Raw genomic sequence first — 18,417 nt, forward strand, 5'->3', positions numbered from 1 at the left:
GTCATTCACCTTTTCTTTTCGTAAGTAGTAATTGCATTGTAGCTAAACGCTTCCCGAACGGAAGCAGGTACCACTCTCTTTCACCCATTATACGCGATTTCATAACGATTAAGAGGAAAATGGCCGCGCCTGCTGCGACAGAGGTGAGGGCAATGACCGTCGAACTCAACCGACTCGGTAATCCGTCGAATATAAACCAATCCGCCAGGACCATCCAAGGTAGCACAACCACTATCATCAGCACAGTTGCGGCCATGACCCAACCGTAGAAACGAGTCTCAGCAAGCCGGATCGGCCAAACTTTTTTAAAATAAAGGACGAGCCCAAGTGTAATTACCGCAAAACCAATATTCCCAGCAATCGCTGCGCCCATAATTCCGTAAAATGGGATGAGGAGAAGGTTAGCAATAATTTTCATAATGAGTCCGCCGATTAGAAAAAGCGCAGGCACTTTGACCTTCCCTGCCCCTTGAAGCATCGCTGTCAACGGCAAAATAAGCGAGAGCCAAAATATTTGCAAGGCAAAAATGATTAGTGCTATCGACCCGGTCCGTGTCTCGAATAGCATTTCATTCACAAACGGGAGAACCAGTGCCAATCCCGCGGCGGCTGCCCAACCAAATAAAAAAGCTGTTCGGAAAGTTAGGCGGATAAACGGCAACGCTCCTTTTCCCTCATTCTTCGTCGTATGATGTGCTATCAGCGGAACGATTGCTAACGACAGTGTCGAGGCTATCAGAATGCCCATTTGCACAAGGGGTTGCCCGCGATCATAAACCCCTTTCGTTTCCATTGCTGTTTCTTCCAATAAACCATTCGATAATAGAATTTGAAAGACTGTAAACGAATCGACGAGCTGAAATAACAGCAAGATCAGCGAACTCGCGCTCACGCTTAAACTAATAACTGTTAATTTCTTCACGATTGGCCAAGGGGCAACTTGTTCTATAGGCCCTTTTAATGTTCTTTGGAAATAAAGAGCAAGAATAATGACACCCGCAAATTCCCCAACAACTGCGCCCCACATGGCGATTTCACCTGCTGTGTAGAGAGATGCTCCGGCTCGTACCGCAATCCATGTTCCAAGAAGGATCACAACGACACGGAAAGCCTGCTCCCCGACTCCGGATACAGCAACAGGCACCATCCGCCCTTCTGATTGAAATGAGCCTTTTAGGACGGCTAGGGCCGGCATCAGCAGAACGATAAAAGCACCTGCTCGGAGTAAGGATACAAGCTCTGGATCACCCATGGAACGGGCGAAAAAAGGAGCGAATACAGTTAATACTATAAAAAAAGATAACGACAATAACAGTAAATAGATGAAAGCAATACGCATCATTGCTCTTGCTTGGCCGCGGCTGTCGCTTTCTGCTAGTAGTTTAGACACTGCGACCGCAAAACCGTACGATGTCCAGACGATAAAAATTCCGATAAACGGATAAACTTGTTGGTAAATGTAAAACCCTTTGTCACCGACAAGATTTTGAAATGGAACCCTATAGACAGCGCCGAGCAACTTGACAATGATTGCCGATATCGTGAGAATCGATGCGCCTTTCATGAACGTTTTCATATTCCAACTAGATGAAGACATGCTCCGCGCCTCTTTCCTATGTAATGCATATAGTATATCATCATCCGGATTTGAAGAAATTCTTAAAGCGGAGCGTTAGCAGGTTTAAAAATCATTCTGATAAATAGGTTTATTATTTAGCAAATGCGGGAAATGTCAGTTAAGAAATGAATTTGGATTTACAAGCCACGTAATGGGTTTATTCCTACTGTTTGTGACAAAATTATTACATTTACTAATTTGTCCATGGTTCGACATTTTTTTCATTAAAGATATTATAAGATGGAAATTGCGTGTGTCAATATACAACTATTTCAATAAAATTCGAGATATGCTTAAAAAAATACAATGGAGGAAAGAGGAACTATGAGCAAAACTGTTTTGTTAGAACGAATAAAGTTAAAACAAAAGGATATGTATATGAAAGCCGAGAATCTCGGCTTTACGCACCCTAGCGTAATCAGATGCAGTCAAGAGTTGGACACTTTACTAAACAGGTACCAAGGATTAAAAGCAATGTGATTATGAAATTCTTCTTCAACACGAAAAGAGAGCCCATGATAATTATGCGGCTCTCTCTTCATTTCATTTTACGAAGCAAATACAGCAAATAAGGCGTGCCGATAAGTGCAACAATTAAACCGCTAGGAATGTCTTTCGGTGCAATGACAATTCGTCCGACAAAATCTGCTGTAACGAGCAGTAATCCGCCTAATAATCCAGAAACGACAATCAATGGCAGATGTCGGAATCCGACTAGCCTACGTGCGATATGCGGTGCAACGAGTCCAACAAAACCGATTGTTCCCACAATAGAAACAGCCGCCGTACTTATCGCGACACCGACAACCAATGCCCAAATACGAGTTGTTTTTACAGATAATCCAAGTCCTGATGCGACATCGTCACCGAAAGTCAACGTGTCTAAGCTGCGCGTCAAATAAATCGCAGGACCGATGAACAAAACAAATAACAGAAAGGCGAGTTGTACATCGTCCCAACCTTTTGCATAGGTGCTCCCCGATAGCCAAACGAGTGCAGCTGCAACAGCGAGCTTTGCTTTCACAACAAACACTTGCGTAGCGGCCGAACCGAACGCGGAAATCGCAATTCCCATTAATGCTACGAGCATCGGTTGAAAATTGTTCTTCCATGAAGTTCCTAAAATGATTCCGAGAGCGATAGCTGCTCCGACGACTGCCCCAAGTGGCATATAGTGGACCGGAAGTGCGGGAAATAACACCAGAAGCATCATCGCGCCCGCGCCGCCCATCGACGTGACCCCTAAAATACTGGCATCCGCCAATGGATTCCGTAATACCCCTTGCAATAAAACACCCGCAACCGCGAGCATAACGCCAATAATAAACGCAGTTAACACACGTGGAATACGAAAATTCCAAACGACAGGCTTCAACCACTCAAATGTCCAAGCAGAACCGTTAAATGATAAAGCGAAAGACATTACAACTATTAGAAGCACAACAACAACCGTTACAACAACTGGAAGTCTCACAGGCTTTAATGTGCCGCCCATTTGACGATCTCCTCGGCTATGCGTTTTCGCAGTTTTCCACGCTAAGTACAATAACCAAGGTCCGCCAATCAACGCAGTCATAGCTCCGACCGGAACTTCTTGCCCTGGTTGAATCAAGCGTCCTAACACATCCGCGCCAATCAACATGACACTTCCCCACAAAAATGATTGCAGGAAAATTTGAAAGTGGCCGCGAACCCCGAGCATCCGAACGATATGCGGCGCCATCAAACCAACAAAGCCGATTGGACCGACAACACTTACTGTTGCGGCTGCAAGTACTATCGCAACAGCCCATGCCAACAACTTAACAAAGCGGACATTTTGACCAAGTGACGACGCGATGTCCTCACCGAGCGATAACGTGTCCATTGGCTTGGACAAAATTAACGACACGATGAAGAAAACCCCGATAATCGGCCCTGCAAATGATACGCCGTCCCAATTCAACTGAACAAGTGTCCCCGATCCCCATAAAAATAAACCGTTCGTCTGATTTTCAAATAATAACTGCAACGATCCGGTTAATGACGCAAACAATAACGAAATAATCATTCCCGTTAGTGCAACGCGTACCGGTTCCATCTGTTTTCCCGCCAGGACCACTACAAGAACAGAGGACAATACAGCGCCCGCTAAAGCCACAATGAACGGAAAATTTCCAAGTACCGCCGGAAAGAAAATCATCGAAATTACTACGAAGAAATACGCGCCTGCATTTATGCCGAGCGTGCTTGCAGACGCTAACGGATTATTCGTCAACGTCTGCAAGACAGCCCCAGCCACCGCGAGTGCTCCGCCCGCCAATAGCCCGATAACTAAGCGCGGGAGACGAAGAGAAAGGACTATATCTTGCACGCGTCCTTCTGTCAATACTTCTTTTACTAGTTGCGAAACTGTATAATCGGCTTGACCTTGGGTTAAATGAATAAAAGAGAGCGCAATCAACAGAAAAAAACCGACAATCATGATATAAAAGGATTTTTTTCCTCCTGCTGTTATGGTCATTATTTTGTTACCATTGAATCCACAACTTTATTCAACAGCGTTTCTGCTGATAGAGGGCCGCCGTATAACCAAGTATCTCCACCCAGGTTGAATAGGCGATCTTCCTTCACGAAGTTCAAATTTTTCCAAACTGCATTCTCTTTTAATTGGTTTTCATAAATATTATCTTCCTCTTGTACAGTATATAAATAGTTCGCATCTTCGTACTTTGTTAACCCTTCAACGTTAAACGTGCTGGATCCGAACATTTCATATTGATCGGGAACATGTATGTTTTTCAAGCCGATTTTCTCAACGATTTGCGAAGCCATTGAGTTCGGCGTCAACACTCGGATTTCCGGCGCTTGAGGGCCCGTATATGCATTCGTTAATAAAATATCTTTTGTCTTCAAATTCGCGTTTTCAATTTTCTCTCTTGCTTCTTCATATTTGGCGTCGAGGTCTGCTAATACTTTTTTTGCTTCATCAGTTTTATTGACTGCCTTTGCAATTTCATTAAATGTATCGATCATCTCTTGATAATGGTCTACACTTTCATCCTCGGGATATGGATTGAAGATAACCGTCGGTGCAATTGCTTCTAATTCTTTGAGCATGTTTTCATGACGGAATTTCACGCCGATTATCAAATCCGGTTCAAGTGCGGCAATTGCTTCCAAGTTCGGTTCTTGGCGACCCCCGACATCTGTTACATCATCACTCAATTCGGCATCGATGTTCACCCAATTATGATACTCTTGAATGTCTGCAACTCCGACAGGCTGAATGCCAACCGCCAATAAATCCTCAACATACGTCCATTCTAGTGCAACAACCCTTTTTGCAGGCTGATCAAGTGTCACTTCACCGTTAATATCCGTGACTGTCACACTTTCTTCTGCATTATCATTCGTTGATACTTTATCCCCTTCTTTTTTAGAAGAACAAGCGGCTAAAAGCACTGCTGCCAGCGCTAAGACCAGTAACGATTTCAATTTATGCTTCATATCAAACACTCCTCTATTTAACATCGGTGATAATCATTATCAATTAGTAGTGTAAACTTTTTTTGGTATGTTTGTAAAGTTTAATTTGAAATTAATGATTATCATTCTCAATTGGGTGAGAATATGATATGCTTATCATTAATTGAAAATAAAATTCGGTAAGATTTACTATAGATATGGAGGCATTCCTATGCACACTTCAATAAAAACTGATAATCTATCGATCGGTTATCAAGATCATCTGCTCTTCGAAAATTTGAACTTGTCGATTCCGCGGGGCGAAATTACTGTCTTCGTCGGAAGTAACGGGTGCGGTAAATCAACACTGCTCCGTTCGATTGCCCGACTTTTGAAACCCGCAGACGGATCTGTTTTGCTGGAGGGAAAGGATATTCACTCGATGTCCTCTCGAAATGTCGCTAAAAAGATGGGAATTCTTCCGCAAGGTCCCGTGTCGCCGGAAGGGCTAACTGTCCATGATCTCGTGAAACAAGGGCGTTACCCGCATCAATCATGGCTGACGAGATGGACTGACGAAGACACGAAAAAAACGGAAGCCGCAATGGCAGCAACCCGAATTAGTGATCTTCGGGACCAAGCGCTTGACACGTTATCGGGCGGCCAACGTCAGCGTGCATGGATTGCGATGACACTTGCTCAAGACACCGATGTCATTCTATTGGATGAACCAACAACTTACCTCGACATGACCCATCAGATTGAAATATTAGATTTGCTGTTCGAGTTGAATGAACAAAAAAACCGAACAATTGTCATGGTATTGCATGATTTGAATTTAGCTTCTCGGTATGCGCATAATATCGTTGCCATAAAAGATGGCGGCGTGTACGCACAAGGAAAACCTGAAGATATCATTAGTTGTGATTTAGTGCGTGCTGTTTTCGGGATGGAGTGCCAAGTTTCGACTGATCCTCTCTTTGGTACACCGCATTGCGTTCCTTATGGTCGCGGTCGTTGCATCGTACCCGAACTAAGGAAAATCGCAGGTGCTTAAGTTACATGCGAAACAACTAAATGACTTAGAACGTTTCAATGTCTTTGTAGACGGGCAGGAAAACACATTTTTATCTGCCGCTGATGCGTTATCCGATTCGGGTAGCAAATTACTGTTTGAGAAAATCCACAGCATGACGGGAACATCGACAAATGCTGTGTCAGCATCTGTGTATTTAAGACGGTATGGTTTCTTTATCGCTGCACAACTTCATATAATGAGTGAACATAATTTACTTTGGACTGGCGAATTGGATGATATATCATTATTCACAAACAGTGACACGATTTTATTTTCTATTCCTTCCAAGGGCTTTCGAAACGTGCAAAATCGAGGAGAAGACATACGCTTTATTTTAGAGAAGTACGGTCACCCTGTCGTTACCTATTTTAGTAAGCAGGCAAAAATTTCAAAATTAATTTTGTGGGAAAATATCTGGGGCTACGTTTTATGGATGTATTCAATGTTGCTTCAGGAGAATTCACCGTCTGCCCAATATGACTTAACTGTTTTATTGGATGATGAAACGTGGAAACCCGCGATGCGTCGTTCCCCGTTTAAGCAGTTTATAAAAAATCAGCCAGCAGTGGATGCCATGGCTAATTATAAAAGAATGACTTGTTGCTTGTATAAAGAATTACCTAGTACTGAACAATGTCCTTATTGCCCATTGGCAAAATAAAACAGCCTACATGAACCCATATGTTCTTGGATTCTTGTCGGCTGTTTTTTTATTGTTCCATTTGTTTAGCTAAAAAATGGGCGGCTGTTTCTGCGGCCTTTTGTTCGGGCTCCCCGATAAAGTGGACTTTAGAGAGTAAATAAACCGCACCAATCATGTCTCCGCCCGAAATGATCGGCGCAATGCAGTAGGACTTGACTTGCTCAATTTGCCCAGGCACCCATTCAACAGACTTCTCGAGTTTTTCTGTTACTATTTTTCGATTAGCAATAATCTCTTCTGCGCTAGGTGATAATTGTCGATTCAAATAATCCTTTTTAGACAGGCCAGAGACTGCAATCATCTCATCTCGATCGCTGATAAGCGCTGGCGTTCCTAGTGTTTCATAAAGCGTCTCTGCGTACTCTTTAGCAAACTGCCCCAACTCAGATATCGGGGAGTACTTTTTCAAAATCACTTCGCCTTCTCGATCCGTGAATATTTCAAGTGGATCACCTTCCCGAATTCGAAGTGTTCTTCGAATTTCCTTTGGAATTACCACCCTTCCTAGATCATCAATTCTTCGAACGATACCGGTTGCTTTCATCATGATGCCTCGCTTTCCACAAAATTGACACTTCTCATTATTACGATATTAGTATGCATCATGTTTGGACAAAATATGCAACATTTCCTTTACACGGATTTTGAAGTAGCAGTTCCCTTTTTCGCAGCCGGCAGTAATTCCATCAACGACTCGAGAACATCGAATCCGGTACGCTTACCTGTATGGCGTTCATCAACCGTTACCAGAAGTTGATCATTCTCCATCGAAAACCCTATTGCACGTCCTAAATGTAGTGAATCTGATACTAGTTTAGCGCCATCTGTTTTAACCGTGCCTTCGGAGGTCAGCTTAACCACAATTTTTGATTGTTGTTTTTTAATTGATTCTACACCTGAAGCTTTTGCCAATGCTTTTATTCGCGCAATGCGAAGAAGAATATCCACTTCTAATGGCATATCTCCAAAGCGGTCAATCATTTCATCAACAAGCTCGGAGTAATCCTCTTCACTATCAACAGCTTTAACGCGTTTATACATTTGAATCTTTTGGAAGCCGTCGCGAATATACTCATCCGGAATATATGCATTCAATTGTAGCGAAATTTCAACATCTGGAATATCTTCTTTCACGATACCTGTTTGTTTCTCTTCAATTGCCTCTTGCAGCATTTGCGAATATAAATCAAAGCCGACAGAGTCGATAAAGCCATGTTGTTGAGAGCCGAGTAAATTTCCAGCCCCGCGGATCGATAAATCTCGCATAGCAATTTTGAATCCAGATCCAAGTTCTGTAAATTCTTTGATGGCCTGCAATCTGCTTTCCGCCACTTCTGTCAATACTTTGTCCCGCTGATAGAGAAAATACCCATATGCCACTCGGTTGGATCGTCCAACACGTCCGCGCAGTTGGTATAACTGTGATAAACCCATTCGGTCAGCATCGTGAACAATCAGCGTATTGACATTTGGTATGTCAATTCCTGTTTCAATTATCGTCGTTGTTACGAGAACATCATATTCACCTTCGAGGAAGCTTAAAATCGTCGATTCAAGAGCAGCTTCGCCCATCTGGCCATTGGCGAATCCTACGCGAGCTTCAGGCACAAGTTGTTTAATCTCCTCAACTTTTTTTGTCATATCCTCCACGCGATTGTATAAATAGAATACTTGCCCGCCTCGGCCCATTTCGCGTTCAATCGCTTCACGAACAAGCGCATAGTTATGTTCCATGACATACGTTTGAACCGGAAAACGATTTGCGGGAGGCGTTTCGATTACAGAGAGATCCCGGACCCCGAGCATCGACATATGAAGCGTCCGAGGAATCGGTGTTGCTGTCAGTGTCAGCACGTCTACGTTTGTTTTAAGCTGCTTTAAACGTTCCTTATGTGTTACACCGAATCTTTGCTCCTCATCCACGACAAGAAGGCCCAAGTCACGGTAAATTACATCCTTTGATAACAGTCTGTGTGTCCCCACGACAATATCAACTGTCCCAGCTTTTAATCCTTTCAATGTGGCAGTCTGTTCCTTTTTAGTTCGGAAACGATTCATTAAGGAAACTTCCACAGGGAACCCCGAAAATCTTTCCTTCATCGTTTCATAATGCTGTTGTGCAAGAATGGTTGTCGGAACAAGAAATGCCACTTGTTTACCATCTAAAACAGCCTTAAATGCTGCCCGAATTGCAACTTCTGTTTTACCATAGCCAACGTCTCCGCAAAGCAGACGATCCATCGGACGAATTCTTTCCATATCTTGTTTTATTTCTTTGATGGAACGAAGTTGATCTTCTGTTTCATCGTAAGGAAAAGCATTTTCAAAAGCTCTTTGCATATCATCGTCTTTAGGAAAAGCATGACCTTCCTCAGATTCCCGCTGTGCGTAAAGTTTGATGAGGTCGTCCGCGATGTCCTTAACGGCTGCCGATACTTTACTTTTCGTACGCTTCCATGCCGCTCCGCCCAGTTTGTGCAATGCAGGTTCTTTTTCTCCGGAAGCTATATATTTTTGAATAAGATCAATTTGATCGGTCGGAACATATAACTTATCTGTCCCTCGATATTCGATATAAAGATAATCTTTATAGACGCCGGCAACTTCAAGTGTCTCAAGTTTTTTATACCGTCCGATTCCATGATGGGCGTGAACGATATAATCGCCCGGTTTGATCTCAGAATAACTTTTAATCCGTTCCGCGTTCGACATTTTTTGCGGGCGCGCTTTTCGTTTCGGTTTGCCTTTAAACAATTCTGCATCGGTGATCACAGCAATCCGATGGAATGGCAATTCGAATCCGGCAGACAAATCGCCATCAATTATTTGCACTCTTCGGCTTGTAGCATCTTCGGTTAAATCAGCATCCATATCATAATCTTTTAATATCGATTGAACCTTTTGCATCCGCTCTTTCCCATCGGCTACGAGGAATACATGGTAACGCCCTTCTCGCCAACGATCCATCTCGTTTTTCAATAAATGCATTTGTCCATGAAATTGTTGCATCGGTTTACATGAAATAGTTATTGTTTTCTTTACAACAATTCCTGGCATTGTTCGAATAAATAATGATAAATAGAGCTTTTGTTGGTTAAGTTGTTTTTTTAAATCATTAAATGTAAATGATATTTTTGCCGCGTGGACAATTTTACCTTCTTCAAGAAGTGATGCGAACCATTGCTCTTCCTCCACTTCAAGAGACTCGAGAACTTCAGTTATCCGACCAATTTCATCAAACACGAGTAACCCATCCTGCGGAAAATAAGCGCCTAATGTTGTTGGTCGATTTTTGGAAAAGGATGCATATTTTAAAATATCATCAGGAACAGTTCCATCTTTCATTTGCGCAATATCTGCCGTCATATTTTGCAGCAATCTCTCTTTTGCTTCGACGTCTTTCATTTTCTTCAAACTTTCCGAAAGTGCTGTTTCGAGTTTTTCAGCTATCGTATATATGTCTTCTTTCGTCCAAACAAATTCAGAAGTCGGTAAAATTGAAAGAGTCTCTAATTTTCCAGTTGAGCGCTGGTTATCTGCGGAAAATGTGCGAATTGAATCTACTTCGGTATCGAATAATTCAATTCGGACGGGATCATCCATATGAATCGGATACAAATCCAAGATTCCTCCGCGGAGAGCGAACTCGCCGGGTGCCGTCACCATTGGTTGTCTTGAATAACCCATAGCAACTAGTTGATTCAACCAATTATCAACGTCGATTGTCGCCCCTTCTTCTACTAACAAACTATTTCTTAGCCAACAATCTTTACCTGGCAATAGCTTTCTCATTCCCGCAATCGGAGTAATATAAATCCCTTTACCGACTCGCGCCATATGATCCAATGTTTCAATTCGTTGTGCTCGTAGCTCATAGCTAGAAATTGAGAAATCGGCCGCGACGAGTTCCTCAGCCGGGTAAAGCCTCACGGAAGAAGCACCGAGCATTTTCACTAAGTCTTCATATGTTCGCTGTGCTTGCAGAAGATTTGGAGAAACGATAAGAATCGGTTTCTCAATAGACTTTTTCAGCGAATCAAAAAATATCGGTTTGGCTCCGCCCGATAATCCCGCAATAAGTTGGCGGTCTTCACCCTTTTTCAACTCTTCTACAAGATTAGTAATCTCGTTATTTTGTAAATATAAATTAACAAGCGCTTCCAATAATACACACCTAACTTTCATTTTAAAGAGGAATTAATCGATAAATTTATTAATCAAAAATTACTTGGTCACTCGAAAATAAAATCAGAAAAAGCTTTGGACGTCTTTTAAACGCCAAAGCGAAAAACCTATTGAATCCATTTAGTAAATGTATAATAATCCGGAAAGCTGCGGAGGGTATGTTCGCATTCTTCACAAATGCAACGAACAGTCATTTCCCCGCCTTTTCCGACCGTTAGAAATCGTTCTTCTTCTTCCTGATCCAATTTTTCCAAGAGACGCAACGTCTCCCTGGCTGATTCAAACGGAAGCGAACCAATTTCTGTTTTGCAATGTCGGCAATGATAACGAATTGTCACTTTGTTCACGCCCCCTTTTCTCAAAGTATAGGCGATAAGCGACGTTATTATTCTCTACTTGCCATTAAAATTATTCATGACATCTAGAAAAGGCGTATCTATCCATTTTTCACAAGCCTCGGCACTTTTTAAGATTGCTTCGCCAATAATGGATTCTTCATCCTTGCGAAAATTCGAAAGTACATAATCCGAAATTTTCATGCCATTCGTCGGCCTTCCAATTCCCATGCGGATTCTGTTGAATTTATCCGTCCCGAGATGCGCGATGAGGGATTTCATGCCATTATGGCCGCCTGCACTGCCTTTTTGACGAAGTCGGATTTCACCTGGAGGAAAATCTAAATCATCATAGATAACGACGATTTGATCAAGCTCCACATTGTAATAATCCATTAAAGGTCGGACGCACTCACCCGATAAGTTCATATAAGTAAGTGGCTTAACAAGAATGATTTTTTCACCAGAATGGTGGATGACCGAATACATGCCATTAAATTTAGACTGCATCGGTGGTGAACTTAACCTTCTGGCAAGTTCATCGATGACATGAAAACCGATATTATGTCTAGTTTTCTCATATTGCTTCCCCGGGTTTCCTAACCCAATTATCATTTTCATTAATTTTCTCTTCCTTTTGCAAGTAATTATGCTTATACTCCATAGAAATAGAAAAGAGGCGTGCGGAGAACCGCACGCCATTTTTATTATTATTCTTCGTCTTTGTCTTCGCCAATTACTTCTGGCTCTGCGCTTACATCCTCAGTAGCTTCATCAAGTGCCTCAAGCTCTTCTTCTGAACGTGGAGCTGAAATTGTAACAAGTGCATAATCATCTTCATTTAAAATTTCATATTTAGATTTTTCACGGATATCTGCTACAGTTAGCGTGTCTCCGATTTCTAGTTCTGAAATATCAATGTCATATGATTCCGGAATATCAGCTGGTTTGACTTTGATATCCAACTCCCAGTTTGGTTGTTGAATAACTCCGCCTTCTTTCTCGCCTTTTGACTCTCCAACGAGATTGATTTGAACGCTGACTTCGAGTTCTTCAGTCATGTTGATAGCCAAGAAATCCGCATGAAGAACTGTGCCTTTTAATGGATCCGCTTGATAATCATTTAACACGACGTTTACTTCATTCCCATCAACTTGGAGTTTCATGACTCCGTTACGTCCAGTTACACGCAATGTTTTTAGCAGGTCGCGCTCATTTACAGAAATCGAAGTTGCCTCCGTATTATAACCGTATACGACAGCTGGAACGAAGCCAGCAGCTCTTAATTCAGTAATTGTTGAGTGTTGTCCTTTTACTCTAAGTTCGGACTGTATTGTTGTACTCATTTTACATAGTCACCTTTCCAAATATGTTAGTATTTTAACTTAAATCTGTATATTTTAGACTGTTCTATAGGTTACAGTATACCCCTTTGGTTGTCAATCAAATAAGATGCTTACTGATTTCTTCTCAAAGACGCGAATGATTGCATTCGCTAGAAGTTTTGCAATTGAAAGTTGTTTTACTTTTTGTGATTGCTTATGTTCTGGAAGCTCAATTGAATTGGTTACAACAAGCTCTTTAATTTGAGAATTATCGATGCGCTCGATTGCAGGTCCTGATAATACAGGATGCGTACAACATGCGTAGACTTCTTTTGCGCCACTTTCAATAAGCGCGTCCGCTGCAACTGTGATTGTACCGGCCGTATCAATAATATCATCAATCAGAATTGCCGTTTTCCCTTCTACATGTCCAACAATGCTCATAACCTCTGCAACGTTCGGACGCGGACGTCGTTTATCGATAATCGCAATTGGCGCCTTCATACGATCCGCCATTTTCCTTGCACGTGTCACGCCACCGTGATCTGGTGATACAATAACGAGTTCATCCTTATTAAAACCTTTTTGCTGGAAGTATTCCGTCAAGATTGGTTCTGCAACTAAATGATCAATTGGAATATCGAAGAACCCTTGAATTTGAGGGGCATGCAAATCGATTGCGATAACTCGAGTCGCTCCTGCTGTTTCAAGCAAATTTGCTACCAATTTTGCTGTGATCGGTTCACGCGGACGTGCTTTTCTATCTTGTCTCGCATAACCATAATATGGATTCACGACGTTGATCGTACGAGCAGAGGCACGTTTGAGTGCATCAATCATAATTAGTAATTCCATCAAGTGTTCGTTGACAGGGTCCGACGTAGATTGGATTACATAGACATCACAGCCGCGGATACTTTCTTCAATATTAATTTGGACTTCACCGTCACTAAATCGTTTAACAGAACATTTTCCAAGCGGACGTCCAATTTCTTCGGAAACCTCCCGTGCAAGCGTTTCGTTGGAATTTAAAGAAAATATCTTTAGTTTGTCATTTGAATAATGATTAGCCATTATGGTCCCCCGTTTAATTGAGATTTAGTTTTGAAACATAACCGTCTTTGTTTTCTTGACGCACTCGAGCTACTGCAAGTGAATCTTCTGGAATATCTTTTGTTATCGTCGAACCGGCGGCGACATAAGCACCTTTTCCGACTTTCACCGGTGAAATGAGATTTGAATTGCATCCAATAAAAGCGTTATCTTCAACTACAGTAGTATGCTTTTTCTTTCCATCGTAGTTAACGACGATGGTACCGCAACCAAAGTTTACATCAGAACCGACTATCGCATCTCCAATATAACTTAAGTGAGCCGATTTACTGCCATCGCCAAACGTTGATTTTTTCACTTCAACGAAGTTTCCAATTCTGACACGGTCCCCTAATTGGGATTCGGGACGGATATGTGCAAATGGACCAACTGATGTATTTGAACCAATGCTACTTTCCTCAATCACAGATGAATGAATCGTCGTCTCATTGCCAATTACACTATTAAAGATTTGACTGTTCGGACCAATGGTACACCCTTCACCGATTTTCGTGGAACCTTCAATCATTGTCCCTGGCTGTAAAATCGTATCACGTCCAATTTCAGCATCCGCGCTAATGTAAGTGTTTTCTGGACTGATAATTGTTACGCCGTTTCGCATATGCATTTCTGCTAGACGATTTCGCATGACACGTTCCGCTTGGGATAATACAACACGATCATTGACGCCAAGAGTTTCGCTGAAGTCATTTGTTACATGGGCTGAGACGCGCGCACCTTCAGCTTGTAAGATTCCAATAACATCTGGAAGATAATACTCGCCTTGAGCATTATCGTTAGTTACTTTTTTTAGTGTTTCAAACAAAGATTTATTATCAAAACAATACGTTCCCGTATTTATTTCTGTTACTAATAGTTCTTCTTCTGTTGCATCTTTATGCTCAATATTACGAAGTACCTGACCATCTTCTCCACGAACGATTCGTCCGTAACCCGTTGGATCGTCGGCATGAGCAGTCAAGATTGTCGCTTTTGCTCCCGACTCATTATGATGGGCAATTAAGGCATCCATCGTTTCTGGACGGATTAGCGGGGTATCTCCGCAAACAACAATCGTTGTGCCTTCGAGATCTCCTAGAGCTCCTTCAGCCTGACTGACCGCATGCGCAGTCCCAAGCTGCTCTTCTTGCAAGACGTATTCACTTTTATTGCCAAGCGTTTGCTCAACTTGTTCGGCCCCATGACCGACAATCGTGACAATCCGTTTTGCTTCAAGCTTTTTAATATTATCTATTACATGTGCGACCATCGGCTTTCCGCAGACAGGATGGAGCACTTTGTATAAATCGGATTTCATTCGCGTACCTTGTCCTGCAGCGAGAACGATGGCATATGTATTCGACATAGACTAGCCTCCAAATTGAAAGGATTTTAAAGAATAATCCTCTTTATTTCGGGATGAAAATCGAGAACAATCCCATTGTATTCACTCTTGACTATAGCGGAAAACCTCCTTTTTTTCAACCGTCTACTATTGACAATTCAATTTAAGTATTTTATCATTGTATTTTTTAATTCAAACAATTTAATTAATAACCTATCGTGAAGATTATGTTTATTTTTAAACAGCGGAAAAACTGCCTATAAATTTATAGGCAGTCACATTAAATAATGGGAAACGTTGATATATATTTTTATAATTGCGTTAGGCATTCGCCTCTTCGAGGACAGTATCTTCTTCAGCCGATAAGTGATACGCGGCCAGTACCGCATCTTGAACTGTTAACCGCATCGCAGAATTTATAGGATGGGCAATATCGCGGAATTCACCATCCGGTGTTCGTTTACTTGGCATCGCGACGAATAGCCCATCATTCCCGTCAATCACCCGGATATCATGCACAACAAATGCTTCCTCAAACGTTATCGATGCGATTGCTCTCATTCTGCCGTCCGTATCTACTCTCCTCAACCTTACATCTGTTACTTTCATCTCTCTCCCCACTCCTTCTTTCTATTTACAGTGCCTTTAGACACTATTCTACAAAAGAAAGAGATACCCTTCTTAAATTAACATAATTATGTAATAAAATTAAAACTTCCGTCCAGATGCATATCTAGACGGAAGTTTTGGTACTTATTCACCTGCAAGTGCGATGACTTCAATTTCAATTTGTGCATCTTTTGGCAATCTGGCAACTTGAACACAAGAACGCGCAGGTGTATGCGTTCCGAAATGTCCTGCGTAAATATCATTTACAGCAACAAAGTTATCCATGTCCGTTAAAAAGACTGTCGCCTTGACAACTTTTTCAAGCGAAGAATTCGCTTCTTCCAATATTGCTTTTAAGTTTGCAAATACTTGGTGCGTTTGCTCTTCAATAGTTCCTTCAACAAGTAGACCATCTGTTGTCACCGGAATCTGACCTGACGTGTAAATGAATCCATTGACATTTACTGCTTGTGCATAAGGGCCAAATGCTGCTGGCGCTTTGTCTGTCGCTACATATTTCATATTATTTTCCACCCTCCGCAAAATAGTTACCCTCGCTAATTTTAATTGTACGATTTTTCTCATTCACTTCGCAAAGTTTCGCAAGTGAAAGGTACTGATCGACAAGGATATCCTCATGGTGTTCAGCCTCTACGAGCACGGCAATTCCAGCGAGTTTACAATCGAATTCCTCGACTAGACTTTTCATGCCCAACATCGTCCCTCCCGCTTTCATGAAGTCATCGGTCAGGAGCACATTTTGTCCGCTGGGCATGCTTCTTTTTGACAAAACCATTGTTTGGATTCGTCGCGTTGAACCTGAAACATAATTAATACTAACAGTGGATCCTTCAGTTACTTTGCTATCGCCACGAACGATGACAACAGGAATATTGAGATGACGCGCAATCGCATTTGCAATCGGAATCCCTTTCGTTGCAACCGTCATAATCACATCTATGTCTTTCTCAGCAAACGCAGATGCGAATACTTTTCCGATTTGATTCATGAGCCTTGGATTTCCAAGAAGGTCCGCCATAAATAAATAACCGCCCGGCAAGAGCCGATCAGAATGGCTTAGTTCGCTCATAAGCACCGCCATTACATTTCGAATATCTTCATCAGCCATTTTCGGTATGTATTTAACGCCGCCTGCAGCGCCAGTCACAGTCATCAATTTTCCCGTGCCCTTTTTTTCAAATGTTTCTTTAATAATCGTCAAGTCTTCGCTTATAGAAGACTTCGCCGATTGATACCGTTCGGAAAAGAATGTAAGTGGAATTAGTTCATGCGGACTGTCCAACAAATGCTGTGTCATATCAACGAGTCTTTCACTTCTTTTCCATTTCATGCAACCAACTCCTCAACACGAATATTTATAGGTAGATTATCATAAACATACGTGTTTAATCAAGAGAATGCCGTTCCCCAATCATTCGTATAGCATATACCTCCCGGCAAAATCCTTTTAATCCATTATAAATACGTGGCACCCTTGATTCATGTTTAACTAAACCAAAAACTGTCGGGCCGCTTCCACTCATTAAAACCGCATCTGCACCGAACTTTTTCATTTGCTCTTTTAGAACAACGACTTCTGGATAAAGCTTCATCGTTATCGGCTCCAACACATTTCCGAGCGTAGCGCACATGCTTTCATAGTTCGCAGTTTCTAGCGCTTCTATCATACCCGCTGTATCCGGATGATGTAGATTATCGATTTTCAAATTACCGTAAATATCGGCTGTTGAAACAGAAATCGACGGTTTAGCTAGAATCACCCAGCAATTCGGCGGCGTGGGCAGGTTTTGAATTACTTCTCCGCGGCCCGTTGCAAGTGCTGTTCCACCGTAAACACAAAACGAAACATCCGAACCAATTTCCGCAGCGTGCTCCGCTAGCCTATCCAAGCTGAGATTCAGCTTCCATAATCGGTTTAGCCCCCGTAATGTCGCTGCGGCATCAGAGCTGCCGCCTGCAAGCCCCGCCGCAACGGGGATGCTTTTTTCAAGAGTGATTTCCACCCCTTCATTAATCTGATACACTCGCTTTAATAATTCCGCGGCTTGATAGGCCAAGTTTTTTCGATCAGTCGGAATAAAAGACTCGGATGTTTTTATCAAAATCCGTCCATCTTCCCTTGAACGAAACCAGACCCTATCCGCCAAATCGACCGTCGTCATCACCATTTCAACTTCGTGAAAACCGTCATCGCGTTTATGTAATACATCGAGCGTCAAGTTTATTTTAGCTGGCGCCTTCTCATAGAGCAGCATCCGGCTCCCTCCAGTATTGAATGTCTTTGTTCCCTATTTTACCATATGATCATAGGAATGTATTAGTTGCATCCTATTTATTTTAAAAAGACTGTCCAATCGTTATCAAGAGATAACGTCTGGACAGTCCTCATTAATTGTCAACCGTTATTGGATTTCGGGAAAGTCATGATGATTCTTTGCCTTCAGAAACGCTTCGTTCCGCCATTTCAATAGCACGCTTCACCATATTACCAGCATCCCTTGCCTTAATGCCGCCCCAACCTTCTTGCTCAACAACATCGTAAAATCCAAGCTCTTTCGCAATTTCCACCTTCAGTTGCTCAGACATTATCCCGCGTTTTCTCGCCATTCGGTTTTCCTCCTTTTCGGCTGACATTTGTAGTATGAGTCTAAACAAGGAA

Annotated in this window: 18 protein-coding genes; 3 read left to right on the forward strand and 15 right to left on the reverse strand. The window is 42.2% G+C overall.

The window, feature by feature from the left end; all coding sequences use genetic code 11:
* Position 1: 1 nt before the first annotated feature.
* Positions 2-1,597, reverse strand: coding sequence for a putative polysaccharide biosynthesis protein (locus G8782_RS17605; RefSeq protein WP_172373671.1), 1,596 nt, complete (start codon positions 1,595-1,597; stop codon positions 2-4).
* 345 nt (positions 1,598-1,942) lie between these two features.
* On the opposite strand from G8782_RS17605, the gene G8782_RS17610 reads away from it, so the two are divergent.
* Positions 1,943-2,098 (forward strand): aspartyl-phosphate phosphatase Spo0E family protein, encoded by a 156-nt coding sequence (locus G8782_RS17610; protein WP_246231747.1) that lies wholly within the window; start codon positions 1,943-1,945, stop codon positions 2,096-2,098.
* Positions 2,099-2,156: 58 nt separating this feature from the next.
* Here the strand turns inward: G8782_RS17610 and G8782_RS17615 are convergent, their stop codons facing one another.
* Together G8782_RS17615 and G8782_RS17620 are read right to left on the reverse strand one after the other, a co-directional pair.
* The gene (locus G8782_RS17615) at positions 2,157-4,121 is read right to left on the reverse strand and encodes an iron ABC transporter permease (RefSeq protein ID WP_172373673.1); all 1,965 of its coding nucleotides are present in this window, start codon (positions 4,119-4,121) and stop codon (positions 2,157-2,159) included.
* Entirely contained in the window at positions 4,121-5,107 is a 987-nt protein-coding gene (locus G8782_RS17620; RefSeq protein ID WP_172373674.1) for an ABC transporter substrate-binding protein, read from the reverse strand. The genes G8782_RS17615 and G8782_RS17620 overlap by 1 nt, the downstream gene beginning before the upstream one ends.
* Positions 5,108-5,297: 190 nt before the next feature.
* On the opposite strand from G8782_RS17620, the gene G8782_RS17625 reads away from it, so the two are divergent.
* Positions 5,298-6,122, forward strand: a complete 825-nt coding sequence (locus G8782_RS17625) for an ABC transporter ATP-binding protein (protein ID WP_172373676.1) — start codon at positions 5,298-5,300, stop codon at positions 6,120-6,122.
* A complete protein-coding gene (locus G8782_RS17630; protein WP_172373677.1) occupies positions 6,115-6,804 on the forward strand; it encodes a hypothetical protein in 690 nt (229 codons plus the stop codon). The genes G8782_RS17625 and G8782_RS17630 overlap by 8 nt, the downstream gene beginning before the upstream one ends.
* A gap of 49 nt (positions 6,805-6,853) precedes the next feature.
* On the opposite strand, the gene spoVT is transcribed toward G8782_RS17630, so the two are convergent.
* The 12 genes from spoVT to G8782_RS17690 form a co-directional block, all read right to left on the reverse strand.
* Positions 6,854-7,390: a stage V sporulation protein T gene (spoVT, locus tag G8782_RS17635; RefSeq protein WP_172373680.1), complete on the reverse strand. Its 537-nt coding sequence runs from the start codon at positions 7,388-7,390 to the stop codon at positions 6,854-6,856.
* 89 nt (positions 7,391-7,479) lie between these two features.
* Entirely contained in the window at positions 7,480-11,010 is a 3,531-nt protein-coding gene (gene mfd, locus G8782_RS17640; protein ID WP_246231751.1) for a transcription-repair coupling factor, read from the reverse strand.
* Between the two features lie 128 nt (positions 11,011-11,138).
* Positions 11,139-11,369, reverse strand: a complete 231-nt coding sequence (locus tag G8782_RS17645; RefSeq protein ID WP_172373685.1) for an anti-sigma-F factor Fin — start codon at positions 11,367-11,369, stop codon at positions 11,139-11,141.
* 54 nt (positions 11,370-11,423) lie between these two features.
* The gene (gene pth / locus G8782_RS17650; protein ID WP_172373687.1) at positions 11,424-11,987 is read right to left on the reverse strand and encodes an aminoacyl-tRNA hydrolase; all 564 of its coding nucleotides are present in this window, start codon (positions 11,985-11,987) and stop codon (positions 11,424-11,426) included.
* A gap of 89 nt (positions 11,988-12,076) precedes the next feature.
* Positions 12,077-12,712: a 50S ribosomal protein L25/general stress protein Ctc gene (locus G8782_RS17655; RefSeq protein WP_172373689.1), complete on the reverse strand. Its 636-nt coding sequence runs from the start codon at positions 12,710-12,712 to the stop codon at positions 12,077-12,079.
* A 93-nt stretch (positions 12,713-12,805) separates the two neighbouring features.
* Positions 12,806-13,765, reverse strand: coding sequence for a ribose-phosphate diphosphokinase (locus G8782_RS17660; protein ID WP_172373694.1), 960 nt, complete (start codon positions 13,763-13,765; stop codon positions 12,806-12,808).
* A gap of 13 nt (positions 13,766-13,778) precedes the next feature.
* The gene (gene glmU / locus G8782_RS17665; RefSeq protein ID WP_172373696.1) at positions 13,779-15,149 is read right to left on the reverse strand and encodes a bifunctional UDP-N-acetylglucosamine diphosphorylase/glucosamine-1-phosphate N-acetyltransferase GlmU; all 1,371 of its coding nucleotides are present in this window, start codon (positions 15,147-15,149) and stop codon (positions 13,779-13,781) included.
* Between the two features lie 300 nt (positions 15,150-15,449).
* The gene (gene spoVG / locus G8782_RS17670; RefSeq protein WP_172373698.1) at positions 15,450-15,737 is read right to left on the reverse strand and encodes a septation regulator SpoVG; all 288 of its coding nucleotides are present in this window, start codon (positions 15,735-15,737) and stop codon (positions 15,450-15,452) included.
* A gap of 144 nt (positions 15,738-15,881) precedes the next feature.
* On the reverse strand, positions 15,882-16,259 hold the full coding sequence (locus G8782_RS17675; RefSeq protein WP_172373701.1) for a RidA family protein: 378 nt from the start codon (positions 16,257-16,259) through the stop codon (positions 15,882-15,884).
* 1 nt (position 16,260) lies between these two features.
* A complete protein-coding gene (gene purR / locus G8782_RS17680; RefSeq protein WP_172373703.1) occupies positions 16,261-17,088 on the reverse strand; it encodes a pur operon repressor in 828 nt (275 codons plus the stop codon).
* Positions 17,089-17,143: 55 nt separating this feature from the next.
* Positions 17,144-18,010, reverse strand: coding sequence for a 4-(cytidine 5'-diphospho)-2-C-methyl-D-erythritol kinase (ispE, locus tag G8782_RS17685; RefSeq protein ID WP_281357957.1), 867 nt, complete (start codon positions 18,008-18,010; stop codon positions 17,144-17,146).
* A 169-nt stretch (positions 18,011-18,179) separates the two neighbouring features.
* The gene (locus tag G8782_RS17690) at positions 18,180-18,365 is read right to left on the reverse strand and encodes a small, acid-soluble spore protein, alpha/beta type (protein ID WP_172373710.1); all 186 of its coding nucleotides are present in this window, start codon (positions 18,363-18,365) and stop codon (positions 18,180-18,182) included.
* Positions 18,366-18,417 lie beyond the last annotated feature (52 nt).

Origin of the sequence: Sporosarcina jiandibaonis (genome assembly GCF_013184495.1) — a bacterium.
GTDB lineage: Bacteria > Bacillota > Bacilli > Bacillales_A > Planococcaceae > Sporosarcina > Sporosarcina jiandibaonis.